The following is a 24646-nucleotide window of genomic DNA, read 5'->3' as shown; positions in this document are numbered from 1 at the left end:
CTGAAAGCTATTAGCTGTTGGCTTTTGTTTGGCCGGTAAACTGTCTGGCTTTCAAAGGCTAACAGCTAACAGCTAAGGGCTAACAGCTTGGTTACTTAATGTTGTACGACGCCAGCAGGGCCTGATACTCAGGCGCATTGCGGCGACGCATGGATTCGTTTTTGGCCAGGTCCTGCACGCGCATCAGGCCGTCGAGAACTTGCTCGGGGCGGGGCGGGCAGCCGGGCACGTACACGTCGACCGGAATAATGCGGTCGATGCCTTGCAGCACGGAGTAGGAGTCGAAGATGCCTCCCGAGCAGGCGCAGGCACCCATGGCTAGCACCCAGCGGGGCTCGGCCATCTGCTCATACACTTGCTTTACGATGGGAGCCATTTTCTTGGCAATAGTGCCCATCACCATGAGCAAGTCGGCTTGGCGTGGCGAGAAGCTGGGCCGCTCGGAGCCGAAGCGCGAGATGTCATAGTGCGAGCCCATGGTAGCCATGAACTCGATGCCGCAGCAAGAGGTAGCAAAGGGCAAGGGCCAGAGTGAGTTGGCGCGGGCAATGCCCACTACTTTCTCCAGCGAAGTGGCAAAGAAGCCAGCGCCTTCAACGCCCTCAGGGGCCTCGACAGTTTTGATTTCCGGAACTCGGGTATCCATAGTTGAGATGGGTCAGGTTGGAGGGCCAAATGGCCTAGTTATGAACACCAGCCAAGTGACAATAGTTTGCCTGAATTAGGCTTCGTTCCAGCGCAGGATGCCCTTTTTGATGATGTAGAGGAAGCCCGCGAGCAAGAAGAACATGAACAGAATCATGGCAATGAAACCGTCGTTGCCTAAGGCTCTGAAGTTCACCGCCCAAGGATACATAAAGATGACTTCCACGTCGAACAGCACAAAAACGATGGCCGTGAGGAAGTATTTCACCGAAATCGGGGTGCGGGCATTGCCCACCGATTCGATGCCACACTCGAAGGCTTCGTTCTTCACTTTGCTGGTCCGCTTGGGGCCCACCAGGTGCGACACAATCATGGCAAAGGCCACAAACGCCAAAGCCAGACCAAATTGAATGAGAATGGGGAGGTAATCGGAGGGCTGATAATTAGCAGCAGACTGGACTAATAACATAGCTGTGAGATTAGAGGATAGCAGCAGCCAAGGGCGCTGAGGGGCAAAGGTAGGGCTTACGGGGTTGGGGCGCAATGTTGCGCCATTTAAGCTCGATTAAGCTTTAAGGGGCTTGGATTTACTATACTTAAGTAGAGTATGGAAAATTGCACTCGTCTTATCAATTTGCTCTGATGCTCTACTTGATAATATAATTCGGCTTAGGCAAGCTCGGTTCATTAATGTTAAGAGCCTGTTTGGGATACTAAGCCGGGGTAAATAAAAACGAGCCAGTAAGTTGCGGCGGGAGTTCCTAGGCTCCCGGACGCTTTATGGTTGACGGCTATCAACCCCTTACTGACCCGCAGTGGCAAGTTATGCAGCCGCTCTTGCCCGTGCACGGCAACCGGCGCCTGTGCCTGCGGCGCGTGCTTGACGCCGTGCGCTACGTCTGCCGCACCGGCTGCCAATGGCGCGCCCTGCCGGCCACTTTCCCGGCCTGGACGGCCGTGTACTACTATTTCCGGCGCTGGCAGCCCGCCGTGTGGGCGCACCTCAACGAGGCGCTGAACCGGGCCGGCCGCCTGGCGGCCGACCGGGCCGCGACGCCCTCGCTCGTGTGCGTCGACAGCCAAAGCGTGAAGCTGGCCCCGCGCATTTTCGAGCACCGGGGCACGGACGGCGGCAAGCACGTCAACGGCCGCAAACGGCAGATTGTCACCGACGCGGAAGGCCGCATATTTGCCTGCTACGTGCACGCGGCCAACGGCCACGACGGCACAGCGGCCACGCAGGGCCTGCTGCCGCGACGCCCCGACTGGGGCCAGCGCCTGGTGACGGTACTCACCGACAACGGCTGCCGGGGCGGCTTTGCCGCCCACCTGCAGGCCCTGGGCCTGCGCCACGAACTGGCCAGCCGGCCGCCGAGTGCGCGCGGCTTCGTGCCCGTGGCCAAGCGCTGGGTCGTCGAGCGCACGTTTGCGTGGCTGGCCTGTTTTCGGCGCCTGGCCGTCGACTACGAGTTTACCCCGGCCAGCCACCAAGCGTGGTTGCTGATTGCCAACTCAACCATGTGCCTCAACCGATTATGCCCAGCTTAAATCCCAAACACCCTCTAAGCAAAAAGGGCCACCCCATAATTGGGATAGCCCTTTTGCTGTAATCCTTCTAATGATTAGAAGCCACCGGCAGCTACGTCCAGCTTCTCGCCGGTATCGGTGCCGAGGAAGGGGTAGCGGTAATCTACCGGCGGCACGAAGGTTTCCTTGATGGCGCGGGGCGACACCCAACGCAGCAGGTTGAGGATGGAGCCGGCCTTGTCGTTAGTGCCGGAGGCGCGGGCCCCACCAAAGGGCTGCTGACCCACCACGGCACCGGTGGGCTTGTCGTTGATGTAGAAGTTGCCCGCCGCGTTCTGCAGGCGCTTCGAGGCGAGGTCAATGGCGTAGCGGTCCTGCGAGAACACGGCGCCGGTGAGGGCGTAGGGCGAAGTGCTGTCCACGAGGTCGAGGGTTTCCTCGAACTTGTCGGCGTCGTACACATGCACGGTCAGCACGGGGCCGAACAACTCCTCGCACATGGTCACATACTTGGGGTCTTTGGCCACGATGACGGTCGGCTCTACAAAGTAGCCTTTCGACTTGTCGTAGTTGCCGCCGGCAATGATTTCGGCCTCCGGGTCGGCTTTGGCACCGTCGATGTACTTGGCTAGCTTATCGAACGAAGCCTCGGTGATAACGGCGTTGATGAAGTTGCTGAAGTCCTCCACGTCGCCCATTTTGAGGGACTTGAGGTCTTCCACCAGGTAGCCTTTCACTTCTTCGTAGAGGTTGTTGGGCAGGTACACCCGCGAAGCCGCCGAGCATTTCTGGCCCTGGTACTCAAATGCACCACGCGTGATGGCAGTGGCTACGACCTTGGCGTGCGCCGAAGGATGGGCCAGGATGAAGTCCTTGCCGCCGGTTTCGCCCACGATGCGCGGGTAAGACTTGTACTTGTGAATGTTCTGGCCAATGGTCTTCCAGATGTTCTGAAACACGCCCGTGGAACCGGTGAAGTGAATGCCGGCAAAGTCGCGGTGGTTGAACAGCACTTCGCCTGCTGTGGGGCCATCGACATACACGAGGTTGATAACGCCATCGGGAACACCAGCTTCTTTGAACAGCTCCATCAGCACCTGGGCCGAGTAAATCTGGGTGTTGGCGGGCTTCCACACCACCACGTTGCCCATCATGGCCACGCAGGAGGGGAGGTTGCCGGCAATGGAAGTGAAGTTGAAGGGCGTGAGCGCAAACACGAAGCCTTCGAGCGGGCGGTGCTCCAGGCGGTTCCACATGCCAGCCGACGACTGCGGCTGCTGCTCGTAAATCTCCCGCATGAAGTGCACGTTGTAGCGGAAGAAGTCAATCAATTCGCAGGCCGCGTCGATTTCAGCCTGGAAGGCATTCTTGCTCTGGCCCAACATGGTAGCCGCGTTGATGCGGGCCCGATAGGGGCCGGCCAGCAGCTCGGCAGCTTTCAGGAAAATGGCCGCGCGGTGTTCCCAGGGCATTTCCGACCAAGCCGGACGGGCCGCCAGGGCGGCATCTACCGCCTGCTGCACGTGGCTGGCCTCGCCCAGGTGGAAGTGGCCGAGGGTGTGCTGGTGGTCATGAGGCGGGCTGATGCGCTGGGTGTTGCCGGTCCGCACCTCCTCGCCGCCGATGTGCATGGGAATGTCCAGCTCCAGCTGCTTGAGGCGTTTGAGTTCACGGTGCAGCTCAGCGCGCTCGGGCGAGCCGGGCGCGTAGCCTTTTACCGGTTCGTTAACTGGGGTCGGGACGTTGAAAAAGCCGTTGGCCATAAGGTTAGAGTATTGGGTTTCTGATTGTGAAAACCGGGGTGGGAGAGAGCAAAGGTAAGCGGAATGCTATTGGTCGTTTAAGCTTTCTTAGTCAGTTTTGGGTACGACTAATTCCAAGTAAAGGCGGCTAGTTTATCAATTAGGCAGATACCCGTCTGGCCGTCGCTGTCGCCAAGTCTTCCACCAATTATATCCGGCGCAAATTATCATCAAGCCTACTGCCAAGTACAAGCCATGTATTGAATCAATGGTTGTTTCGGAGTCAGGTAAGGCCCAATTGGGCCTGCCTGGCTGGTACCTTATCGGAATGGTGGTGCCCAGAATCAACTGCTGGTATGCCGTTTTTCCTAAACGCAGCGTAGTAACCTCAATGCCTTGCTGTGGCTCTACGAAGCGGGCATGCACATCGAACAGGCCGCTACGGCCAGAACCTACCGGCCCGTTTTTCTGCTTAACCACGGCGAGGGCTGGGGTGCCATGCAGCGTCTGCCAACGCATAACGGTTTGCATGAGCATACCCAGGAACACTAAAACGATGGCAGGGAACAGTACCCAAGCCCGAAGCCAGCGCCCAAAAGGCTTTAACCGCTGTCGAAACGTAATCATAGCTGCTTCACTAACTGCCTTACCTGCTGCTCCAGGTCCTTAAAAGAACCGGTGTTGTGAATGGTGAAGTCGAAGTGCTGATAGTCATCCATCGCCACTTCGCTGGGGTGGTTGTCGTCGCGGGTGCCGTCGCCGCGCTGTTTCAGCGGGTCGCCTTCTATGCGCAGCATGAGGCCGCCGCGGGCCCGGATGGGGTCGGCTTCGTTGGGAAAGCGCACGTCGGGCACCAGCATGAAGGCATCGGGCGGGAGACGGGCAAAGAAGGCATCGACCCACACCATAGGCTCCCACACGCGCAGGGCCTGGCCTACTTGCTGCAACATTTCGCCGCGGGTTCGCTTGAAAGCTGGCACGAGTTGCGCCTTGCCTTGTTGGCTGTAGTAGGGTGCCACGTCTTCACCCGTAAGGGCCGCACACACGGACTTGATGGAATCACCAAACGAGCTGATTTGCCAGATGCGCTCGGGTTGCAACTGCAGCAGCAGGCGGGCCACAGTGTCTTTGCCGCTGCCCCGGCGGCCCGACATGCCTATGAGGTGTATCATATGATTATCGTTTGGTCATGCTGAGCGTAGTCGAAGCATCTTTACCTCGGGAGTAATTAATGTTCCTTCACCGAAGCGGTAGAGATGCTTCACTGCGTTCAGCATGATGTTCTTTGTTTACCAACGGCTTTTATAAAATCTCCTTCAGTTCGCTCAGGCAGCTGATTTCGTGCGTGACCTGATTAAAGTGGCGCCTTTTGTCCGGATTGAAATATACTTGGTCGATGCCGGCGTTGCAGGCGCCGAGCACGTCGCACTCCAGGTTGTCGCCTATCATGAGGCTTTCGGCTTTGGTGGCGCCGGTGCGCTCCAGGGCATGGGCAAACATGCGCGGGTCGGGCTTGAGGTGCCCGCTGTGCTCAGAGGTGATGACTTCCTCGAAATAGTGCGTGAGGTTGGAAGACGCTAGCTTGACGGCTTGGATGTCGTTGAAGCCGTTGGTTATCAGGTGCAGGCGGTAGTTAGGCTTGAGGTAGTCTAGCACCTCGTGTGTGAAGGGGAATACCGCCGATTTCTGGGGAAGAATGTCAGTAAACTCATCCGAAATGGTGGTCGGAATCTCCGCTTCGGGCACGCCCAGTTTGATGAGTGTCCGTAAGAAACGCACCTCACGCAATTGCTTCTGCGAAATCTTATTGCTTTGGTAGAGGCGCCACAGCGCGTGGTTGATGTCGCTGTAAACTCGAACGAATTCCTCGACTTTGAAAGTGCGGTAACGAGCAAAGTCATGCCGCTCAAACAACGTGTGTAAGGTCTCGTTGGCGTTTTTCTCGAAGTCCCACAGCGTGTGGTCGAGGTCGAAGAAGAGGTGGCGGTATTTCATTTCAACAGTTATCAGGGTTTATTCTAGAACGTCATGCTGAGCTTGCCGAAGCGTCTCTACTGCGTAACTAATTAAAGTTAGTTTTGAGGTAGAGATGCTTCGGCAAGCTCAGCATGACGTTCCTTTAACTTATCGTCTTAGTTTTACCCCACGCCCCCGGCCAGCGTCATGCTTAGCACACCAGCCAGCATGATGCCCTTGCACCAGGCACTGAGGTGCTTAAAGTGACGGCGGCGGTCGGCCCGGATGAGCAGGCGCGTGAGCTGAGCCATGGGAAGCAGCACCAGCACCGTGAGCCAAGTGCCCAGCGGCCAGTGCCCGCTGACAAACATGTTGCCGGTAGCGCCGAGGGTTAGCAACGCCAAGCAGCCAAGGAAGATGCCCGCTACCCATTTTGTTTGGGCCACACCCACTACCAGGGGCAGGGTACGGCATCCGTGCTGGGCATCGCCGCGCATGTCTTCCACGTCTTTCAACACTTCGCGCACTACGGTGAGCAGAAAGGCAGCCAAGGCATAGGGCCATACTACGCTGTTGCTGTCGTTGCGCTCCAACTGCAATTGCAGCTCGGGCAGCAACACCAGCGCCGCCGTTAGGGTGGCAATGCTCACGTTGCCGACCAAAGCTACCCGCTTGAACCGGGCCGAGTAGCCCCACAGCAGCAACGCCGTGCCCAGCGTGACGGCGCCCAGCACCGGATGCAGCCAGCCGGCCAGTAGCACACCCACGCCGCTCAGCAGCAAGTGAGCCAGCATGGCTTTACGGCGGTGCACTACGCGGCCAATCACCAGCCGGTCGGGCCGGTTAATGGCGTCGATTTTGATGTCATAATAGTCGTTGATGATGTAGCCGCCGGCCGCCACCAGCAGCGCCGCCAGCACCAGCGCCCCGAAGCGCGGATTGAGCAGCGCCGTGGCCGGCGGCAGCTCGGGCAGCAGCAGGCCGGCCCGCACCAGCGCCAGGCACAGCAGCATAATGAGCAGGTTGGGCCAGCGCACCAGCGTGGGCAGGGCCGTGCGCAGCCGCTCCGCCGGGGGCGGGGGCACTGCGGGGGCAGGCGGCTTGGGCGGGCGCGGGTTCATTGGGGAATCGGGGAGAATGCAAAGGTCGGCTAAAGTGAGGGCCGGCAACTGCAAATTGGGCGCGGCGGGGCAACAAAAAAGCTTCTCCGAGAGGGAGAAGCTTTCTGTGGGTTTCCCCAAGGTCGTTGGCGGTCGTTAGACTTTGCGCACGTTCACGGCATTGATACCCTTGCGGCCTTCCTGCGTTTCGAACTCAACCCGGTCGTTTTGTTGCACGGTGGCCCCGTTCAGGCCGGTTACGTGCACGAAGAAATCTTCCTTCGTTTGATCGTCGGTAACGAAACCGTAGCCTTTGGCTTCGTTGAAAAATTTAATGATGCCGGTTTTCATGCAAAAAAACAAAAATGGAAAGATGGGAAACTGCCCGGGTAAAGGCTGCGGGTATGCCTGAAATGCAAGTTTACTGCATTTCAGAGCAGCTTACGCGGGAAATCAACGCCGGGTTGGCTGGCCGGCATCGTAACCCCATCCGTTATTGGTTGTCGCGCCACTCGTACACCCACTTGGCCTGAATCTGCTCGAGGTGGCCTTCGGTGGCTTGCTCACGGGTGCCGTTGAAGTTGTTGAGGCTCAAGACCCACTCAATTAAATCGGTGAAGCGGATGCGGTAGATTTTGGCTTCCGTGAAATCGTCGCCGAATTTCTCGTAGAGTGCCATGGCAATATCCTCGTGGTCGGCCCAGTGCATGGGCGGCTCAAAGTGGTTCATCTTTTGGAGTTATGAGTTTTGGATAATGAGTGATGAGCTGAAAGTGATAAGCGAGCTGCCTGAACAGCTCAAAATTCATCATTCAAAACTCATAACTCCCTTCTAGTGGCCCAGGAAGTGCTGGGGCGGAATGGTGACTACCAACTGCATGTTGGCTTCAACTACACACTGGCAGGCGAGGCGGGAGTTGATGCGCGGGTTTTCGGCGCGGTCAATGAAGTCCTCTTCCTTGTCGCTGATTTCGGGCAGGTCGTCGCCGCCCGAATTGATGTAGATGTGGCAGGTGCTGCAACCGCAAACGCCGCCGCAATTGTGCTGGAGCTGGATGCCGTTATTGAGGGCCACGTCGAGCACCGACTCGCCGGGGGCCGCCACGTGGGTTTGGGCCGGCTGGCCGTCGCTGAGCTGAAAGGTGATAGTAGTGGCGGGAACAGACAAAACAAGAAGCGAATAGTGCGAAATAAAACACGGCGTTTGCCGCCGCAAAGGTACTCTGCCCACCCCGGGCATCAAAGCTGGGTCTGAATGCTGGCCGTGAGTTGCTCATAAAGCGCCTTCCAGGCCGGATGAGCCGCCAGCGCAGCCTGATGAGCGGCTAAGGTCGGAGCATCCCGGCGGACGGCTGGCCCGGTTTGTACGGCAAACGGCGGATTAGCCAGGGCTTTGTCTACCGTTTCGCGCACCAAGGGGGCCAGCAGCGCCGCCGGAAGGTTGGCCTCGGTCAGCAGGGCATCAGCAATGCCTAACAGGTGGTTGGTAAAATTGTTGGCAAACACGGCTGCTACGTGCAGTTTGAGGCGTTGGGCCGAGTTGAGTAGGCGCACGTGCTGGCTGAGGCTGCGGGCAAGGGCAAGGAGGGTGATTTCGGCCGCAGAGTCAGCGGCTTCGATGCAGAGGGGCACCGCGGGCCAGTCGATGGCCCGGCCCGGGCTGAAAGTTTGAAGCGGATAAAATACCCCGCCGTGCACGGCAGGGTGGGAAGCGAAAACGGCCAGCGGCAAGGCCCCAGCCAAATGCGCTACCAGTGCACCTGCGGGCCAGGTAATGCTGGCGAGCAGCGGGGCCACGGCCGAATCGGGCACGGCCAGCAGGTACACATCGGCCGGCGGGAGGGGAGGAGCTAGTGTTGCCAGGGCCTGCGTGCCGCGCAATTGGGCGGCCAGGGTTTTGGCGGCCGGAGCGGTGCGGTTCCACACAAACGCTACCTGGTGGCCAGCGGCCGCCAGCGCGGGCCCCAGCTGGCTGGCCACGCGGCCAGCGCCCAGCAAGCCGATGCGCAAGGACGCGGGGGTAGGGTCATTCATGCCCAATAAGAAAGGTGCCAAGTGCAGGCTGGGAATAGGGTGAGAATCTGGTCATGGCCGAATAGCAAGAAACTTGCTGTAAGATGGGCGAAGGCATGCTCTTTGTGCCAAAAAATTAGCAACTTGAAGCTTCAAAATTAATGGGTAGAGCCCGGCTCAGGCTTGGCTTTTCTTGTTGCCGCTTTCCTCAATTTGTACACACCCTTTTTCAGGTTTTTCTTATGAGATACAAGTACAAAGGCTCGGTATGGCGCTACTTGGCGTTGGCAGCTCTCCTGACAGGAGCTGCCACCGGGGCCCACGCACAAGCGCTGAACTACCCCCTGGCAAATACGCAAAACGTTACTGGTACTTACACCGACTTAGGGACTACAGGAAACGTCATTGCCACTGCTAATAATGATGATGCCAACTCAGCTGAACAGCTCATTGGCTTCAACTTCGCCTATAACGGGGCGACAATGGACCGATTTATTCTCAACACAAACGGGTTTCTGAAACTTGGGGCCGCGGCGGGCATGACGGCCCCTACCACGGCCTTGTACACGGCATTTGCACAATTTAACAGCGGCGGCGCCTTGCTGGGCACGGCAGCTGCCGACGTGAACCTGCTGGCTCCCTTCAACTACGACCTGCTGAATGGCAGCAGCCCCGCCGAGTACCGCATGGCCACTACTGGGGCGTCGCCCAACCGCATTTGCACCATTCAGTGGAAAAACGTAGCTGATAAAGCCCAGCCTGCCGAGGCCAGTGGCGCAAGCGTGGCCACCCAGTATGCCAACTTCTCGTTTCAGGTGCGCCTCTACGAGTCCAACAGCACGGTGGAGTTTGTGTACGGCCCCGCTACGCCTGCACCAGCGGCCAACAACAACTTTAAATATGCCCAGGTGGGCATCAAAGGCTCCGGCAACGGAGCCAACCAGATTTTGCGGGTCACCAAAGGCTCGGCCAGCCCCTGGGGCGATGCGGCCATAGCATTTGCTGCCGGGCCGGTTACGGCCGGGGCCACGGGGGCGTTTAACTTCCGCCAAAGCGTGCCGCCTGACAATGGGCGGACCTACCGCTTCGTGCCCGCGCTGCCCAACGATGCCGGGGTGACCGCGCTGTACACCATCAACCAGCTCGCGGTGCCGGGCGCTGCCCCGCACGCCGTGCGGGCCGTGATAAGCAACAACGGCACGGCGGCCCTGACCAACGTGGCCGCAACGCTGACCGTGACGGGCGCCAACACTTTCACCAACACTCAAACAGTGGCCTCGCTGGCCGCTGGGGCCTCGGCCACTGTTACGTTTGCTTCTTACACCCCTACTAACCAGGGTTCCAACACGGTAACGGTGTCTGTGGGCAACGACAACAACAACTCCAATAACTCACAGTCGGAAGCCCAGGTTGTCAACTCCACCACCTTCTCTTACATCTCGCCCAACATAGGCGCTACTGGTGGGGTAGGGTTTGCTCCAGGCTCAGAATTTGGCTTTGCTGCGAGGTTTTCGCTCAGCACGGCGCGTTCGGTGACTGCCGTGCGGGCTTTCATTTCCGATGCCGTGGCCATACCGGGTAGCCAGAAAAGCACGGTTGGAGAAACGCTGTACGCCGTGGTGCTGAACCCTACTACCGGCAATATTCTGGGGCGCTCGCCCAACTTTGTGGTTACTGCAGCGGCGGTAAATACGCTTCATACCTTCACGCTGTCGGCGCCGGTGACGGTGCCGGCCGGCGATTTTGCAGTGGGCATGGTGCAAGTAGCGCCGGCTGGCACCACCGAGCGGTTTTACCCCATGGGGGTGCAAAACGAAAACCCCACCCGGCCCGGCACTTTCTACTTGTTTTCGCCCACGGGCGGGCCGCCTTCTGATGCAGCTGGCGGCACCAGCCGCTACATGCTCGAAGCCGTGACGGCCGCGCCCGCCACAAATGATGTGGCCGTCAACGAGATTCAGGCTTATGGTTCAGTGGCGGTGCCGGTGGGCAACCCCATTTCGCTGCGGGCGGTGGTGCGCAACGCGGGGGCTGCTGCCGTGAGCACGCCCGTGGTGGTGACACTGAGCATTACGGGCGCCAACACCGTAACGCAAACCCAAACAGTGCCCTCGCTGGCCGTGGGGGCCACCGCCGCTGTGAGCTTCACCAATATCAGCCTGCCAAACGTAGGCGCGAACACGATAACCGTGACAGTGCCTGCCGACGACAATGCCAGCAACAACTCGGCCAGCCAGGCCATGGCTACCAGCGCCACTACGTTCTCGTTCATTGTCCCCGGCGTGCCGCCCACCAGCAGCTTTGGCTTTACTCCCAACGCAACGGCGCGCACCCTGGCTTTCTGCGGTAAGTTCACAGTCAACGCTCCGCGCGACGTGACGGCGGTGCGCGCTGTGATTGGCGATGACGACAACCTGGTGCACAACGCCGGCAACGGCCAGCGCAGCACCACCGTGTATGGGGTGGTCGTGAACGCCACTACCGGGGCCGTATTGGCCCGCTCGCCCGACTACGTGCTAACGGCGGCCGACCTGGGCCAGCTTCGTACATTTAACCTATCGGCCAGCGTGCCGGCGGGCGATTTCCTGGTGGGGCTGGCGCAGGTGCTGCCCGTGGGTGGGCAGGCCGATGCCGTGTTCCCGATGGCCTACCAAGCCGAAACGCCTGCTCGTCCGGGCCTGTTTTACACGGTAAATATCACGGCGCCAAGTGCGCCAGTTGATGCTGGCGTTAACAATGCCCGCTACATGCTGGAAGCCGTGACTGCGGCGCCGGCTACCTGCCTCGTGCCCACGGCCTTCGCCCTGACGAATGCGGGCGTTACGTCGGCATCGTTTTCCTTCACGGGTGTGGCGGGGGCCACTGGCTACCAGATTGTGTACGGCCCGCAGGGGTTCACGCCCGGGGCAGCCAGCACTACTACGCCAACCTTCACAGGCACCACGTATACCCTGACCGGCCTCACGGCCAGTACCACGTACGACTTCTACATTCGGGCCATTTGCAGCGCTACCGACCAGAGTGCGCTAGCCGGGCCCATACGCGGTACCACAGCTTGTACGACGCCCACCATCACTGCTTTCCCCTACTCCGAGAATTTTGATATGGTAGCTTCGGGCCAGACGCTGCCTTGCGGTATTTCGGTTACCGACGCCAACAACGACGGCTTCACTTGGCAGGCCCGGGGCGCGGTGAGCAACGTGCCTAACTCTGCCAGCATTGCCCGTTCGGCTCCCAACGCCATGGTGTACGTGTTCAACAGCGCCGACCCCACCGTAGGGGCCAATGATTGGTTCTACACCCCGGCCCTGGTTCTCACCAACTCGCAGCGCTACCGGCTCTCGTTCTATTACCGGGGCCCCGCTACCTCGGCAGGCAATACCTACACCAATGCCCTGGAAGTGAAATACGGAGCTTCGGCCACACCCGCGGGCCAGACCACTACGCTGTTTACCAACAGCGCCATCAACAGTGCGGCTTATGTGCTCGCGAGCAACGCGAGCACGCCAGTGGTGCTTGATATCACTCCCGCCGCGGGTACCTACTACGTGGGCTTTCACGCCATGAGCGTCGGCGACCAGGGCTTCCTGGCAGTTGATGACATCACCATTTCGGCCAGCCCCCTGGCCACTTCCGAGGCCCTACGGCGCGCTGTTAGTGTGTTTCCCAACCCCTCTGCTTCCGGCGTGTTCAACTTGGAAGTCCATGGGGCCAATGCCCGGCAGGCCTTGAATGTGGAGGTAACCAACATGCTAGGCCAGCGCGTGTACACGGGCGCAGCGAAAGACAACTTCCGCAATCAGCTGGACTTGTCGACGCTGGCCAGCGGCATTTACAACCTGAAAGTGCGCAACGGCCAGGAGTATACCATGCAGCAGATTTCAATTGTGAGGTAAGCATGATGCTTTGGTTTGTAGTCAACCGGGCCGCCCATGGGGCGGCCCGGTTTGTTTTTTGCGCTCACTTCGGCACATCAGCTGCCTTCGCGCAACATAAAAAAGCCGCTTCAGTAATTACTGAAGCGGCTTTTTTAGCTATTAAAAGCAGGGCGGTAAGCGTTAGCTCACCGGTTGCGGGCGCACATTGCGGGCCGATGCTGCCGTGCTGGTGGCATCAGGCGCTTCAGTAATGACTCCCTTGCGGCCGCGCTGCCGCACGCTCAGGCCGAAGCCCAAGGCCATGAGCAGCGTGCCGCTCCAAAGCAGGTTGATAAAGGGCTTTTCCATAGCCTTGAGGATGACGTAGTCCTTTTGGGTGGTGCTCACGCCAAAGGTGAACTTGCCAGCCACGGGGTCAATGTTGTTAAGAGTCAAGCGTACGCCGAGGTCATCCACTTCGTCGGGCACGCGGCCCACGAGGCGGTTGCGCACCACAAACACCGGGTGCACGTGGTACTGGCGCTTTTCGCCGTGCACAATCATGTCGGCCTGCAGGGCAAGGTCGCCCTTCTGCAGGTTGAGGCCCGCGGTTTCGTGGGCCGGCTCAATGGCCCGGAATACCGCAAAGTAGTCGTTTAGGAAAATGGTGTCGCCCACGGCCAGCACGTGCTCCTTCGCCTCGCTCCATTGCTTTTCCTTGCGGGGGTCGAGCACCGAGCTCACGTGCGAGTAAATGTCGTGGCCCCAGAACTTCTTGATGGCAGGCGATGCCAGCAGGCCACCACCGCCCATCTCATCGTTTACCTGGGCCCGGGGGTAAAGCACAAACTGCTCGCCCGACTCTTTATCCTTGTAGGTGATGCGGTAGTACGTGTTTTCGGGCATGATGGCAACGGTGTCGCCAGTCTTGTAGTAGGTTTTGCCATCGGCCACGATGGGCGCGCGGGCTAGAGCCTTATAGTCGTCGTCGGTGCGGAAGAGGAACTGCTTGTCCACGTAGCCGGGCACGCCGGGCACGTCGAAGTACTGGCCGGTGTACGTCAGCTCATACTTCTGCATGGTCGTGGTTTCGTTGCGCCACAGCAGCACGTTGTCGCGGTTCAGCTCTTCGTCAAACTCGCGTGAGTAGAGCAGGCCCGACACGTTGCGGGAAATGATATTGGAGTAGCCCGCCGAAGCCAGCACACCCAACAGCATCAGCGCGATGCCCAGGTGAGCCACGGCCCCGCCCGAGAGGCTAATGCCGCGCCGCAACAGGTTGAAGATGGTGCCAAAGTTGGCCAGCACGCCAAACAAGCCAGCTAGGGTGAGCACCACGTAAGCCGGCGAAATGCTCAAGCCATTATAGCGCACCAGCAGCACTACCAGGGCCGTGCCCAGCAAGGTGAGCAATACGGGAGCCGTGAGCGAGTTCACGAGCGTGGTTTTATCGTTGCGCTGCCACCACATGATTTGGGCCAGACCTGAAAGCAGGGCCACAAACACGCCCATCCAGAGTTGGGCTTTAGAGTAGTGGGCAATCTGGTCGGCAGGTAGGGCCACGTTGGTTTTAACACCAATCAGGCCCATGAAGGAGTTATAAACAGGAATGCTGGTGGTGAAAAGCACTTGGAAAGCGCCCAAACACAGCACCGTAGCACCCACAAACACCCACAGCTCCGGGTTGTAGAGGGTCAGCTCTTTCTCCGAAATTGGAATCTCTTTCCAGCGGTACACCAGCAGAGCAATGGCCAGCACGGCGAAGAAAGCCAAGTAGATAAACAGCTGCCCCGATAGGCCCAAGTCGGTGAACGAGTGCACCGAGGCATTGCCCAGCACGCCGCTCCGGGTGAGGAAGGTGGCGTAGAGAATGAGAATAAAAGTGGCTACCACCAGCGCAAACGAGGTGCGCAGGCCAGTGCGGCGCTTCTGCCACAGCACCATGCCGTGCAGCGAAGCCACCAGCACCAGCCACGGGATGTACACTGCGTTTTCCACTGGGTCCCAGTTCCAGTAGCCGCCGAAGTTCAGGGTTTCGTAGGCCCAGTAGGCGCCCATTACCACGCCCACGCCCAGCACGCCGCCGCCAATTAGCGTCCAGGGCAAAGCGGGTTTAACCCAGGCTGTAAGCTCTTTTTTCCAGAGGCCGGCAATGGCGAAGGCAAACGGTACCAGGGTGAGGGCGAAGCCCAGGAACAGCGTGGGGGGGTGAATCACCATCCAGTAGTTCTGCAGCAAGGCGTTGAGGCCGGTGCCGTCTTTGGGCACAAAGTCAGGGTTCATCTTGAACACCGGCAGGTCGGACATGAAATCGCGAAGCAGGATGAACGGCGACGAGCCAATCTTCACGTCACCCAACACTACGCCGAGAATCATGCTCACCAGGAACAGCTGCACGCCGCTGAAAATGGCCATGACCGGGGCTTCCCACTTGCGGTTGAAGCGCATAATGAAGAAGCCCAACACCACGTGCCAGAAAATCCAGAGCAGGAAGCTGCCTTCCTGGCCTTCCCAGAAGCAGGAAATCATATATTCCACCGGCAGGTGGTTGGAGCTGTGGCTCCAGGCGTAGTAATACTCGTAGCGGTGCGCCTGAATGATGTTGAACAAGCAGCCTACCACCGTCAGCACGGCCGCGCCGTGCACAAAAAACGCGCCGCGGGCTATGCGCAGCCAGTTGGTGTCATGGTTGCCAAGCTCCCGGCCCCGCGTGGCCTGGAAGTAGCTGTAAGCCGCCACCAGCGCCGCCGCAAACGCCACGATGACGCTTAGGTGGCCAATGTTTCCTACTAATAAGTTCATATGTACAGAATATCGGGCAAATTTACCGCGCCGCAGCCGGAGCTGGCAGACTTAATAACAACTGGTCGGTGAAAAAGTGACCACGCAACGGGTGACAAGTGATTGCAACGGCAATATTTTTTATGCCAGCCTGCTGCCACTTGCGCACCGGCACCTGACCCTGCCGGCGGTTGGTGGGTTGCTTAACCAGCTGCCGGGATAACAACACCTGCCCGCTGACAGGGTTGGTGATGACGACGGACAAGCGGGAATTGCGCGGGTACTTGGCCAGGGGCAGCTCCATCACTTCGGCGTTGGGGGGCGAAGAAGCGCTGGGCATAGAGGCGTTGGGGCCGTAGGCATACCACCACTGGCGGAGGCGGGCTGGCGCTGGGCCAGCATCGGCTTTGGCGGTCACCACTTGGTAGTTATACACGCCCGGCCCAGGCAGTGTGTCCGTTGCCGCGTACTCGGTTGCGGCTTGGCCGTAGGTGTCGCGTTGCACGGGCACGAGGCTCACCTCAGTGCTGCGGTACTCGTGCACTTCGCGCCGCATAATCCGGCAAGAAGGGGTAGAAGTCAACGAATCGGGCAGCGTCCAGCGCAGCTCAATAACCCGGCTGGCGGTGGGCAGCACCCGGGTGGGGCTGGGCGGGAAATAGCTGACCGGCATGCCCACGGCCCGCCCGCTCACGTGCAGGGTAAACTCGCAGAAGTCTTTCAGGTAGCCGTCCACATTGAGGAGATAAGGCCGGCCAGCACGTAGCGAATCCAGCGTCACAAACACATCGTCCTGTGTGCCGAGCGAGGTGCAGCTGAGTACCTGGTACGTGGCCGGCTGGCAAGGCTGGCCGGTGAGAACAACCAACTGCACCCCGCGCACATCGCGGCATTTCTGGCCCCCGATGTTGATGAAATAACGGCCCGCAGCCGCCGGCGTGAACTCAAACCACTGGTCGTTGTGATATTGGATGCATTTGTCCGTCAGGCGCTCATCAACGCAGCCCCGCTGCACGGTGCAGCCCATGGTGCTGGAGGTAACAACCTCCTCGAGACGCAGTACCCGACGGTTTTCAATGTCATCGTTAACCACCTGGGCCGCGGCCATGGGCGCGAAGGCCAGCAGCAAAAGCAGTTGAAACAGCGCGCAGTGCCAGAAGCGAAATGTCGTTTCTGCAGCTTCGGGCCCTATCAAATGCGCGGTTATCAACGATTATTGAACAGAAGCAGTGGCTCCGTCCAGGTCCTTCTTCACGTACTTGCTGGGGCACTTCAGCAGGATTTTGTCGGCCATAAATACTTGACCGCGTATGTTGCCGGTAATCACAACTTGCTCGGAGGCGTCAAAATCCTGGGGTTTGGGGCTGTTGTATACCACGCGCTGGGCCACCTGCAGGGTGTCGACCAGGGTGAAGGCAAAGTAGTTGGGGTCAGCCACGGGGTCATACTGCAGGTCGATGGGGCGCTGCTGGCTGTCGCGCAGTAGCTTGCCCACCACGTGCACTTTGGTGGAGTTGCCCTCGGCGGCCCGCTGCCGGGCTTCACCGAAGCCTACGTATACGCTGGCGTCGGCGGTGGTGCTGAGGATAATGGCGGCAGCCACCGCAATGATGGCTATGACAAAAAGGTGCGACTTCTTCATAAAGGAAAATGTAGTCGGGAGAAGGAGGTGATGCGACGGAATCGCGCTTGCTCCTGAATTAGAACAGCAGGCTGAGGGGTTGGGTGCCCGGTTATTTTTTTATTTGTTGCTCCAGCTTGCTCACTTTGCGGTCGAGCGTGATGAGGTAGAGTATCAGGCCGGCCACAATCAGCCCGACCACCGCTACCACCACGTAGATTTTGCCATTGGCCCGGAGGGCGTCGGCCATCTCGGGGTCGGCGGCCGATTGGGCGAAGGCGCCCGTGGTGGAAAGCAACAGGGGCAGGAGCAGCAGAAAGAAGCCAGCCAAGCGCTGGAAAGAACTAATTTTCATCGTGTTTCAATTGCAGGAAAGCAAAGCGGCTGCTAACCTGGGTGAGCCAGAAGGCAAACAAAATCCAGCCGATAACGGCGGGGTAAAACACCTTGCGCATGGTGTCGTCGAGGTCGTATTGATTGAAACCGGGGTTGCCGGTTTGGCCCGGGTGCAACGACGGCCCACTGAGGCGGGGCAGAATGAAGAGCAGCGGCACCACGGCCGCAAAAGCAAAGATGTTGTAGATGGCCGATACCCGGGCCCGCTGCTGTTCGTCGCGGAAAGAACCGCGCAATACCAGGTAGGCGCCGTAGATGAGCATGGCCACGGCCGCGCCATTCAGGCGCGGGTCGGGCGTCCACCAGGCCCCCCAGGTAAACCGGGCCCACAGGCTGCCCGTGGCCAGCCCTAACATGCCCAGCACGATGCCCGTCTTCGCCGACTCATGGGCCAGCACATCGAGCCGCTCCGAGGGATTGCGCAGGTACCGGATGGAGTACCACACCGACACCATGAGCACCATGAGCATGGAAAACCACATGGGCACGTGGAAAAATAGATTGCGAATGCTTTCGTTCACAATCGGCAGAGGTGGCACGCTCACCAGCACGCCCGCCACGGAAGCCCCGATGAGCAAAGCAGCCGTCACCGTTTTCCACAACCAGCCCGAGCTGCGCTGCTCAATCAGGCGCTGGCCGCCCCACACGCCCAGCACGGTGAAGAGCACTCCCAGTACACTGCCAATAATTTTTGCACTATTCATAAGGAAATCAATGCGCAGGGTGCAGCGCTAGCCGCGCCACAGATAAGGAAACAACACATAGGACAGCGCGCCAACCAGCATGTTCAGGGCCAGCAGCGTAAGCAGTGATTGGTCGCTCACGCTGCGGTCGAGCCCGTCGAGGGCATTTTTGCTCACTTTAATAAGCAGTAGCAGCATGGGCACCATCACCGGGAAGCCGAGAATGGCCATGAGGGTGGCGCCGTTGCCGCCGGCCTTGGCCGCAATACCAGATACCAGCGTGAGGGTAGTGGCAAACCCCACGGCGCCCAGCAGCAGATTGGCCAAAAACAGCGGCGCATCCTGTATGAGATTGCCGAGAAAAACCGTGTATAGAAACAAGCCCAGGAGCGCCACCGCCACCAGCAGCAGGGCATTGTAGAGCATCTTGGCCAGGATAACGGCCTGGGGCCGCACCAGCGTATAGTAGTAGAGGCGCTGGCCGGGGCTTTCCTGCATGAAGCCCTTCGCCACCGCATTGATGGCTGCGAACAGCAGAATCACCCAGAACAGCGCATTCCAGGCCGGGGCCGGGGGCTGGCCGCCCCGCAGGCTAAAGCTCAGAAAGCACACAAACACCGTGCTGCCCACGTACAGAAGCAGCCCACCCAGCGCCGACTTCTGCCGCCATTCCAGGCGGAAGTCTTTGGCTAACAAGGTGGTGATTTCGCGAAGCAGGGGCACAGGCAAGGGGGTGGTTTCGGGCCGCAAAGATACGACCGAACCCGCCTGAAACGGTTAGTGAATAAGTGATGCGTGGGATGCCAGGCCCAGCCAAGTCATCAGGGCTAATGCCGAGCTGAACCGTAGATTGATTCGGCAGCAGCCAAAAAAAGCGCCACCGGAAGTATCCGGTGGCGCTAAAAGCATTTGCGCGCTTGTAAGGGCCAAAGCTGGACTTAAAAGTCGTAGCCCAGCGTGAAGTAGAACTTGGGGCCGCGGGTTACATAGTCTTCCTGGCCCCAGGCTACGTCCGCCTTGCCGTAGAAGCCTAGGAGCGTGGTGCGGGCTCCCACCCCGTAGCCAATCAAGAAGGGATTGCGGAAGTTAATGACGGTAGCAGAGAAGAAGTTGCCGCCGAGGATTACCTGCTCTGTATTGGCAGAGTTGTCGACGCCAAAAGGACTGGCGCCCGAGTACGCCGTACCCGCATCGGCAAAGCCGGTGAGCTGCAGGTTGCGGAAAAAGCCGGAGTAGATGGGCCTGCGGGCAAAGTACTGCACAATGGGTATGCGCAGCTCGGTATTGAACAGCAGGTAGCGCGGGCCGCTGCGGGCACCGTAGTCGAAGCCCCGCAGGTTGGTAACGAACTCTTGGTTGAAAATCTGGTCGGGAGCCGAGTAGTTTTCTGGAAAGCGGCTGCCTTCGTAGCCGGCATTCAGCCAGTTGTCCATGCCGCCCAGGCGGAACAGCTGGGGCCTAGGGCCGAAAAACTGCCCATAACTGGCCCGGCTAGCCCATATAATGGAGCGGCTGACTTTCTGGTAGTGCCGCAGGTCGACAACAAACTTGCCGAAGTTCAAGCCGCCATCGTCGAGGCTTTTCTGCTGCTGAACGCTGGCTTTCATGCGCGAGCCGGTCACCATATTTACGCCAGTGGCAAGGCTGTTATCAAAAACGACTTCGCCGTGGTAGCCGAGGTAGTTAAAGTTCTGGTCGCTTTCGGTCGATACATCGCCGAGCAGCGTGCGGGAAATGTTGACGTAGCGGGGGCCGCCGCGCACGCTCAGGTTGTGCGTGAGGGGGTAGGCAATGGTGGGCGCTACTTCGTGGCGGCCGTAGCGGAAACGGTCCTTCTCCAAGTCGAAAAAGTAGGCCTGCTTCTGATAAGACACGCCCCAATCGTAGCGTTTGGTCAGGTTGGTGTAGGAGGCCCTAATGTTGCTGGTGCGCAAATCAAACAAGCCAAACAGGCTCGCGTCAATGCGTTGGTTCTCCAATACATCGGTAAGGGCCGCCCGAAACTGCAGGCCAAGGCCCAGGAGCGGGTCAACGAATAGTGCCGTGGACACGTTGTCGGCCATGAAGCGGGTGTCGTAGCGGAAAGGACCCGTGAGTGAGGGACCGTCGGCTTTGGCTTGGGCGGCTTCTGAGGCAGCAGTGGGCGTGAGGCGTCGACGCTTCGTTTGGGAAGGCTGCGCGGGTTCGTCTTCCTCAAACTGATAGTCGCTGGTATTCACCGTTTCGCTGGCCTTGCTGCGCTCGCTGGGCGTAACAACGGGCGCAACAGCCGTGGCGGGTGTGGTAGGCGCAGCGGTGGAGTCGGTGGGCACGGCGGCATTCGACACCAGTGGGGAAGTTGATGCGGGCGCCGGTCTGGGAGCAGGCTTAGGCGCGGCAGCGCGAGGCGGTGCCGACCGGTCTTCCAGGGTTCGCTGGCGGGCTGTTTTGGTGAGGGGCAGCGTCGTGGGCAGTGGGTAAGTAGGGTATACGTACAGAATGTCGCGGGCCTGGGCCGGCGCCACAAACACCAGCGCCGACGTTTGAGCATTGTAGTCGAAGTCCTGCGTGTTGGGCAGCCAGTTGGTGAGCAGCGTGCGCTCTTTGGTCGTCAGCGAATAGCGGTACACGGCCCGCACGCCGCTCTCTTCGCCCAGGTACAAAATCTCGTCGTCGGAAATAGCCCGGGGCCGGGTTTCGTTCGAGATGGTGCTCACCAGGGTTTCCACGGGCGTGGCTCGGCCGTCGAGGTGGTATACAAACAGGTCGTAGTTGTTTACTACGTTCTGAAACGTAGCGGGCCGGGCCTGGCCCGCCGAGTCGAGGTAGCGGTTGGAGCTAAACACGAGCCCGCGGCCGCCGGGCAGAAATACGGGTTGCACATCGTCGAACAAGTCGTTGGTGAGCTGCTCGGGCTTGCGGCTGCCGGCACGGAGAAGGTAGATATCGTTCTGGCCATTACGCACAGCGCTATACACTAAGGCTTTGCCATCTGGCGAGTAGCTCATGCTTAGCACCTGGTCGTAAGTGCCAAATAGGGACGCCGGCCGCGAAAAGCGAATGGCCTCGCGCACCCGGGTCAGCATGCCGTGTCCATCGGCGTCACGTAAGCGCAATGCCATTTCGCCGCGCCGCATTTCGGCCATGGCCACCTGGCCGTTGCCGCGCCAGGCCAACACGGGCAGGCGGGTTTCAATCTGCTGGTCGGGGGTTTTGTGCCCGCCGCGGCTGACGATGTGGCGGCGCGAGCCGTCGCGGTTCATCACCATCACGCGGTAGCGGCCCTGTTCGTTTTGGGCGTAAGCTACCTGCTGCCCGTTGGGGCTGAGGATGGGCTGCGAAAACACATCGGCGTGGCGGTTGCGGCCACTCTGCCGGAATTTTCTGTCCGGCTCTACCAGCGTAGCCACGGGCTGGCCGTTCAGCTCGCGGTAGTAAGTAAGCCAATCCTTCAAAAATACTTTGTACGGCACATTAAGCGAAGAGCTGATGCCTACTTCCACGTCGCGCGTGATGCGCGTCAGGTTGAGAATGTTCTGAATGGTGGTATAGCCGTAGCGCTCGGCCACATAGTTCCAGATGCTCTGGCCAGCCAGCGTCGAGCTGCGCAGAAAGAAGGGCGCAGTGCGGTTGCCAGTGGGATGCTGCTTGCTCATGTCACGCATGAAACCGTCCATGTCCACGCTCCAGCCCTCGGCCGCGTAGGCCGCTGCTCCGCCAATAAACCAGTTGGGCAGCTGCAGGAGGTAGCTGCTTTGCAGCACTTCTTTCAGCGAGCCGCCGTACATCATGTCGTTCAGGAGCACCTCGGTAATTTGGGTGCTGAGCTCGCGCTTAAACTCGGTTTCCTGGCCCGTGAAAGCGATTTGCACCTTGCTCATGCGGGCTAGCGGGGTTTCGCCACCGTTTATCTGCTGGTGGGTGGACGAGAGGCCAATGTTGCTCTGGCGCAGGTCGCCCACCGAGTTGTAGAACAGCAGGGTAGTTTTGGAATAGGGGTAGTACCCAATCAGCGCCGTGATGCGCTGCAGCTCCTTCTCAGCATACTCGGCCGCCCGGCGGGCGCTAGGCTCGCCGCCGTCGTAGTACATAATGTTAAAGTTCTGCGTGCTCAGCTGCTGCCACCGAAATTCCTTGTGCTGAATGCGTACCCGACCAAACGGCTCCTGCGCTGTCTGGGCGTGCGCCCCCAGCGTGAAAAGCAACGGGCACAGCAGCGCCAGAGCCCCCAGCGTGCGCTTCGCGAATAGTAGAATGGTCATAGGAGAGGCAATGAGCAAAGACGAGAGTTAGTCTGCTGAAGCGCTAGTTTTTTTCGGGTTTCCTACCGGAGCCTCACGCGCTTGCTGAATCGTCCGGGCATGCTGAAGTAAAGGCAATTAAAGCAAATTTGTTCCTGAGCGCATCAGATAGTTCGTAAACTGGCGGCCACCCTGCCCGAGCGGAATCAATTGGACTCAACTTACGCCAATGGGTTGCAAGGCGTTGTAGCGCTGCAGGCTGGTATCGGGCCAGATTTCAGCCCGGCCATCCAGCCAGTCGGCTAGCAGCACGGCCAGCCGCGGGGCCAGCATCACGCCCTTTGAACCGTAGCCGCCGCAAAAGCTGAGTGATGGCACGGTGGGGTGCGGCCCTAGCAGGGGCCGGCGGTCGCGCACTGCGGGCCGCACGCCGGCCCGCTGGCCCACCACGGCAAACGGCAGGTCGGTGATAACCGACAGCCGGGCCGCCAGTTCCTCGCGCCCCACGGCGGTGATGCCGTCGGCAAAGGGCGGCCACCGGTACGTGGCTCCCACCCGAAATCGGGCGCCGCCCATCGGGACTACATAAGCTCCTCGGTTGAGTACCTGCGTCGTGCTCAGCCCGTCGCATTCCACGTCCAGTACTTCGCCCTGGTTGGGGGTAAGGGGCAGCCAGCTGAAGTACGGGTTGCGTACAGCCGCCGCGCCTTCGCAGCAGATGACGTGGCGCGCCCGCACCTGGCCTGCGTAAGTTGCCCCGTCGGGGTCGAGGGCGAGGCGGCTCCAATCGAAAGCTTCGGAGCGTAGCCAGCCATCGCGGGTGCCTTCGGCGGCCAGCGCGGCCAGCAGCTCGCGCACGGCCACGTGCCCGCCGTGCTGCAGCCAGGCACCGCCAAAAGGTCCGTGCACGCCCGGCAGGGCGGGGTCAGCGGTTTCGAAGCCTGCTACAAAGTGTTCCCAGGGGTTGTCGGCGCTGCGGGCCAGCACCGCATTCTGCTCTTCTACTGAGTTGAATAACTTTAAAATGGGCGTCTCGACAAAGAACTCCTGGCCGTAGCGCTGCCCCAGCTCGCGGTAGAACGCGGCAGCAAACGGCAGCAACTCGGCACCGCGCCACGTGAGGGCAAAGCGCTTGCCGGCCACGGGGTTCATGAGCCCGGCGGCCACGTTCGAAGCCGAGCTGGCCTGGCCGGGGTCGTACACCAGCACCTGGTGGCCCCGCTGCCGCAGCACGTAGGCCAGGGTAGCGCCCGCAATGCCGTGGCCCACTACCAGAAAATCACAGTCTGTCATGGCTGGCAAGGTAAGGAATGCTACGCTTAATAAGAGACAGGGATTGAAGAAGGGACAAGTGGCATTCAAAAATGCCTCATGCTTCCTTCTTAATTCTTCATTAATCGGCGCGTCGTACCTTTCCGCATTGCTCAGAGACTCTATTTCGCATGACTGTCGCCGGTTTCACCTTCAACGCTTTTTCCGAGAATACCTACCTGCTCATCGACGAGCCCACCCGCCAGTGCGCCATCGTGGACCCCGGCTGCTACGAAATGGCCGAGCAGCAGGCCCTGCGTCAATATGTGGCAACCAACGGCTTGCAGGTAGTGCTACTCTTGAATACCCACGCCCATATCGACCACGTGCTCGGCAATCAGTTTGTGCTCACGACCTGGCCGGGCATTCCGTTTCTGCTGCACCGGTTCGACCTGCCCACCCTGCGCGCCGTGCCCACTTACGCCGCCAACTATGGCTTTCCGCAGTACCAGCCCGCCGAGCCCACCGGGGAACTGGTGGCCGGCCAGCCCGTCCGCTTCGGCGAAACTGAGCTGGAAGTGCGCTTTGCGCCAGGCCATGCCCCGGGCCACGTGGTGTTTTACCACGAGCCCACGGCCGTGGTCATTGGCGGCGACGTGCTGTTTCAGGGCAGCATTGGCCGCACCGATTTGCCTGGGGGCGACCATGCCACGCTGCTGCACAGCATCGAAACTGAGCTGATGACCCTGCCCGATGCCACCGTGGTATACCCCGGCCACGGCCCCGCCACTACGGTAGGGGAGGAGCGTCGCAGTAATCCGTTTCTTAACTAGCACATTCAGAGCATTATCTCC

At 59.8% G+C, this 24646-nt stretch carries 22 protein-coding genes; 4 read left to right on the top strand and 18 right to left on the bottom strand.

Features of this window, described 5'->3' with window-relative positions; translation table 11 throughout:
- Window positions 1-91: 91 nt before the first annotated feature.
- On the bottom strand, window positions 92-646 hold the full coding sequence (locus tag ACP7AJ_RS15750; RefSeq protein ID WP_426061165.1) for an NADH-quinone oxidoreductase subunit B: 555 nt from the start codon (window positions 644-646) through the stop codon (window positions 92-94).
- Window positions 647-721: 75 nt separating this feature from the next.
- Window positions 722-1114 carry an NADH-quinone oxidoreductase subunit A gene (locus tag ACP7AJ_RS15745; RefSeq protein ID WP_426061164.1) on the bottom strand — a complete coding sequence of 131 codons (393 nt, stop codon included), beginning with the start codon at window positions 1112-1114 and terminating at the stop codon, window positions 722-724.
- A gap of 311 nt (window positions 1115-1425) precedes the next feature.
- Here ACP7AJ_RS15745 and ACP7AJ_RS15740 point away from each other — a divergent pair, with 311 nt between their 5' ends.
- Window positions 1426-2193, top strand: a complete 768-nt coding sequence (locus ACP7AJ_RS15740; protein ID WP_426061163.1) for an IS5 family transposase — start codon at window positions 1426-1428, stop codon at window positions 2191-2193.
- Between the two features lie 74 nt (window positions 2194-2267).
- On the opposite strand, the gene pruA is transcribed toward ACP7AJ_RS15740, so the two are convergent.
- Window positions 2268-3935 (bottom strand): L-glutamate gamma-semialdehyde dehydrogenase, encoded by a 1668-nt coding sequence (gene pruA, locus ACP7AJ_RS15735; RefSeq protein WP_426061162.1) that lies wholly within the window; start codon window positions 3933-3935, stop codon window positions 2268-2270.
- A gap of 375 nt (window positions 3936-4310) precedes the next feature.
- Here pruA and ACP7AJ_RS15730 point away from each other — a divergent pair, with 375 nt between their 5' ends.
- Entirely contained in the window at window positions 4311-4466 is a 156-nt protein-coding gene (locus ACP7AJ_RS15730) for a hypothetical protein (protein WP_426061161.1), read from the top strand.
- A gap of 71 nt (window positions 4467-4537) precedes the next feature.
- On the opposite strand, the gene ACP7AJ_RS15725 is transcribed toward ACP7AJ_RS15730, so the two are convergent.
- The 7 genes from ACP7AJ_RS15725 to ACP7AJ_RS15695 form a co-directional block, all read right to left on the bottom strand.
- A complete protein-coding gene (locus ACP7AJ_RS15725; protein WP_426061160.1) occupies window positions 4538-5086 on the bottom strand; it encodes a hypothetical protein in 549 nt (182 codons plus the stop codon).
- 130 nt (window positions 5087-5216) lie between these two features.
- Window positions 5217-5909, bottom strand: a complete 693-nt coding sequence (locus ACP7AJ_RS15720) for a YjjG family noncanonical pyrimidine nucleotidase (RefSeq protein WP_426061159.1) — start codon at window positions 5907-5909, stop codon at window positions 5217-5219.
- 143 nt (window positions 5910-6052) lie between these two features.
- On the bottom strand, window positions 6053-6991 hold the full coding sequence (locus ACP7AJ_RS15715) for a geranylgeranylglycerol-phosphate geranylgeranyltransferase (RefSeq protein ID WP_426061158.1): 939 nt from the start codon (window positions 6989-6991) through the stop codon (window positions 6053-6055).
- A 135-nt stretch (window positions 6992-7126) separates the two neighbouring features.
- The gene (locus ACP7AJ_RS15710) at window positions 7127-7321 is read right to left on the bottom strand and encodes a cold-shock protein (protein WP_068188929.1); all 195 of its coding nucleotides are present in this window, start codon (window positions 7319-7321) and stop codon (window positions 7127-7129) included.
- 142 nt (window positions 7322-7463) lie between these two features.
- On the bottom strand, window positions 7464-7700 hold the full coding sequence (gene iscX / locus ACP7AJ_RS15705) for a Fe-S cluster assembly protein IscX (protein ID WP_426061157.1): 237 nt from the start codon (window positions 7698-7700) through the stop codon (window positions 7464-7466).
- A gap of 102 nt (window positions 7701-7802) precedes the next feature.
- Complete coding sequence (locus tag ACP7AJ_RS15700; protein WP_234795107.1) at window positions 7803-8138, bottom strand: 2Fe-2S iron-sulfur cluster-binding protein; 336 nt, start codon at window positions 8136-8138, stop codon at window positions 7803-7805.
- 71 nt (window positions 8139-8209) lie between these two features.
- Window positions 8210-9004 carry a Rossmann-like and DUF2520 domain-containing protein gene (locus ACP7AJ_RS15695; RefSeq protein WP_426061156.1) on the bottom strand — a complete coding sequence of 265 codons (795 nt, stop codon included), beginning with the start codon at window positions 9002-9004 and terminating at the stop codon, window positions 8210-8212.
- Window positions 9005-9225: 221 nt separating this feature from the next.
- On the opposite strand from ACP7AJ_RS15695, the gene ACP7AJ_RS15690 reads away from it, so the two are divergent.
- Window positions 9226-12879, top strand: a complete 3654-nt coding sequence (locus tag ACP7AJ_RS15690; protein WP_426061155.1) for a T9SS type A sorting domain-containing protein — start codon at window positions 9226-9228, stop codon at window positions 12877-12879.
- Window positions 12880-13041: 162 nt separating this feature from the next.
- Here ACP7AJ_RS15690 and ccsA read toward each other — a convergent pair whose 3' ends face one another.
- From ccsA to ACP7AJ_RS15650, 8 genes are all read right to left on the bottom strand, one after another.
- Window positions 13042-15642 carry a cytochrome c biogenesis protein CcsA gene (gene ccsA, locus ACP7AJ_RS15685; protein ID WP_426061154.1) on the bottom strand — a complete coding sequence of 867 codons (2601 nt, stop codon included), beginning with the start codon at window positions 15640-15642 and terminating at the stop codon, window positions 13042-13044.
- A gap of 22 nt (window positions 15643-15664) precedes the next feature.
- Window positions 15665-16816 carry a hypothetical protein gene (locus ACP7AJ_RS15680; RefSeq protein WP_426061153.1) on the bottom strand — a complete coding sequence of 384 codons (1152 nt, stop codon included), beginning with the start codon at window positions 16814-16816 and terminating at the stop codon, window positions 15665-15667.
- A gap of 18 nt (window positions 16817-16834) precedes the next feature.
- Window positions 16835-17263 carry a cytochrome c maturation protein CcmE gene (locus ACP7AJ_RS15675; protein WP_426061152.1) on the bottom strand — a complete coding sequence of 143 codons (429 nt, stop codon included), beginning with the start codon at window positions 17261-17263 and terminating at the stop codon, window positions 16835-16837.
- 91 nt (window positions 17264-17354) lie between these two features.
- The gene (locus ACP7AJ_RS15670) at window positions 17355-17597 is read right to left on the bottom strand and encodes a CcmD family protein (RefSeq protein ID WP_426061151.1); all 243 of its coding nucleotides are present in this window, start codon (window positions 17595-17597) and stop codon (window positions 17355-17357) included.
- On the bottom strand, window positions 17587-18342 hold the full coding sequence (locus tag ACP7AJ_RS15665; RefSeq protein WP_426061150.1) for a cytochrome c biogenesis protein: 756 nt from the start codon (window positions 18340-18342) through the stop codon (window positions 17587-17589). Before ACP7AJ_RS15665 ends, ACP7AJ_RS15670 begins: the two co-directional genes overlap by 11 nt.
- A 27-nt stretch (window positions 18343-18369) precedes the next feature.
- Window positions 18370-19038, bottom strand: coding sequence for a heme exporter protein CcmB (locus tag ACP7AJ_RS15660; RefSeq protein ID WP_426061196.1), 669 nt, complete (start codon window positions 19036-19038; stop codon window positions 18370-18372).
- 221 nt (window positions 19039-19259) lie between these two features.
- A complete protein-coding gene (locus tag ACP7AJ_RS15655; RefSeq protein ID WP_426061149.1) occupies window positions 19260-22562 on the bottom strand; it encodes a hypothetical protein in 3303 nt (1100 codons plus the stop codon).
- 195 nt (window positions 22563-22757) lie between these two features.
- Window positions 22758-23834, bottom strand: a complete 1077-nt coding sequence (locus tag ACP7AJ_RS15650) for an NAD(P)/FAD-dependent oxidoreductase (RefSeq protein WP_426061148.1) — start codon at window positions 23832-23834, stop codon at window positions 22758-22760.
- Between the two features lie 149 nt (window positions 23835-23983).
- Between ACP7AJ_RS15650 and ACP7AJ_RS15645 the strand changes: the two genes are divergently transcribed.
- Window positions 23984-24625: an MBL fold metallo-hydrolase gene (locus tag ACP7AJ_RS15645; protein WP_426061147.1), complete on the top strand. Its 642-nt coding sequence runs from the start codon at window positions 23984-23986 to the stop codon at window positions 24623-24625.
- Window positions 24626-24646: the final 21 nt, after the last annotated feature.

Source organism: Hymenobacter sp. B1770, assembly GCF_049896385.1.
Taxonomy (GTDB): Bacteria; Bacteroidota; Bacteroidia; order Cytophagales; family Hymenobacteraceae; genus Hymenobacter.
Note: the sequence above shows the minus strand (reverse complement) of the source record. Positions and strands in the feature narration are given on the sequence as shown.

What these genes read in the sequence shown, in the direction of transcription:
- ACP7AJ_RS15725 (WP_426061160.1), bottom strand. Translation starts at nt 5,086, where the DNA reads ATGATACACCTCATAGGCATGTCGGGCCGCCGGGGCAGCGGCAAAGAC.
- ccsA (WP_426061154.1), bottom strand. Translation starts at nt 15,642, where the DNA reads ATGAACTTATTAGTAGGAAACATTGGCCACCTAAGCGTCATCGTGGCG.
- ACP7AJ_RS15665 (WP_426061150.1), bottom strand. Translation starts at nt 18,342, where the DNA reads ATGAATAGTGCAAAAATTATTGGCAGTGTACTGGGAGTGCTCTTCACC.
- ACP7AJ_RS15650 (WP_426061148.1), bottom strand. Translation starts at nt 23,834, where the DNA reads ATGACAGACTGTGATTTTCTGGTAGTGGGCCACGGCATTGCGGGCGCT.
- ACP7AJ_RS15720 (WP_426061159.1), bottom strand. Translation starts at nt 5,909, where the DNA reads ATGAAATACCGCCACCTCTTCTTCGACCTCGACCACACGCTGTGGGAC.
- ACP7AJ_RS15710 (WP_068188929.1), bottom strand. Translation starts at nt 7,321, where the DNA reads ATGAAAACCGGCATCATTAAATTTTTCAACGAAGCCAAAGGCTACGGT.
- ACP7AJ_RS15670 (WP_426061151.1), bottom strand. Translation starts at nt 17,597, where the DNA reads ATGAAAATTAGTTCTTTCCAGCGCTTGGCTGGCTTCTTTCTGCTGCTC.
- ACP7AJ_RS15690 (WP_426061155.1), top strand. Translation starts at nt 9,226, where the DNA reads ATGAGATACAAGTACAAAGGCTCGGTATGGCGCTACTTGGCGTTGGCA.
- ACP7AJ_RS15740 (WP_426061163.1), top strand. Translation starts at nt 1,426, where the DNA reads ATGGTTGACGGCTATCAACCCCTTACTGACCCGCAGTGGCAAGTTATG.
- pruA (WP_426061162.1), bottom strand. Translation starts at nt 3,935, where the DNA reads ATGGCCAACGGCTTTTTCAACGTCCCGACCCCAGTTAACGAACCGGTA.
- ACP7AJ_RS15715 (WP_426061158.1), bottom strand. Translation starts at nt 6,991, where the DNA reads ATGAACCCGCGCCCGCCCAAGCCGCCTGCCCCCGCAGTGCCCCCGCCC.
- ACP7AJ_RS15745 (WP_426061164.1), bottom strand. Translation starts at nt 1,114, where the DNA reads ATGTTATTAGTCCAGTCTGCTGCTAATTATCAGCCCTCCGATTACCTC.
- ACP7AJ_RS15655 (WP_426061149.1), bottom strand. Translation starts at nt 22,562, where the DNA reads ATGACCATTCTACTATTCGCGAAGCGCACGCTGGGGGCTCTGGCGCTG.
- ACP7AJ_RS15750 (WP_426061165.1), bottom strand. Translation starts at nt 646, where the DNA reads ATGGATACCCGAGTTCCGGAAATCAAAACTGTCGAGGCCCCTGAGGGC.
- ACP7AJ_RS15645 (WP_426061147.1), top strand. Translation starts at nt 23,984, where the DNA reads ATGACTGTCGCCGGTTTCACCTTCAACGCTTTTTCCGAGAATACCTAC.
- ACP7AJ_RS15675 (WP_426061152.1), bottom strand. Translation starts at nt 17,263, where the DNA reads ATGAAGAAGTCGCACCTTTTTGTCATAGCCATCATTGCGGTGGCTGCC.
- ACP7AJ_RS15695 (WP_426061156.1), bottom strand. Translation starts at nt 9,004, where the DNA reads ATGAATGACCCTACCCCCGCGTCCTTGCGCATCGGCTTGCTGGGCGCT.
- iscX (WP_426061157.1), bottom strand. Translation starts at nt 7,700, where the DNA reads ATGAACCACTTTGAGCCGCCCATGCACTGGGCCGACCACGAGGATATT.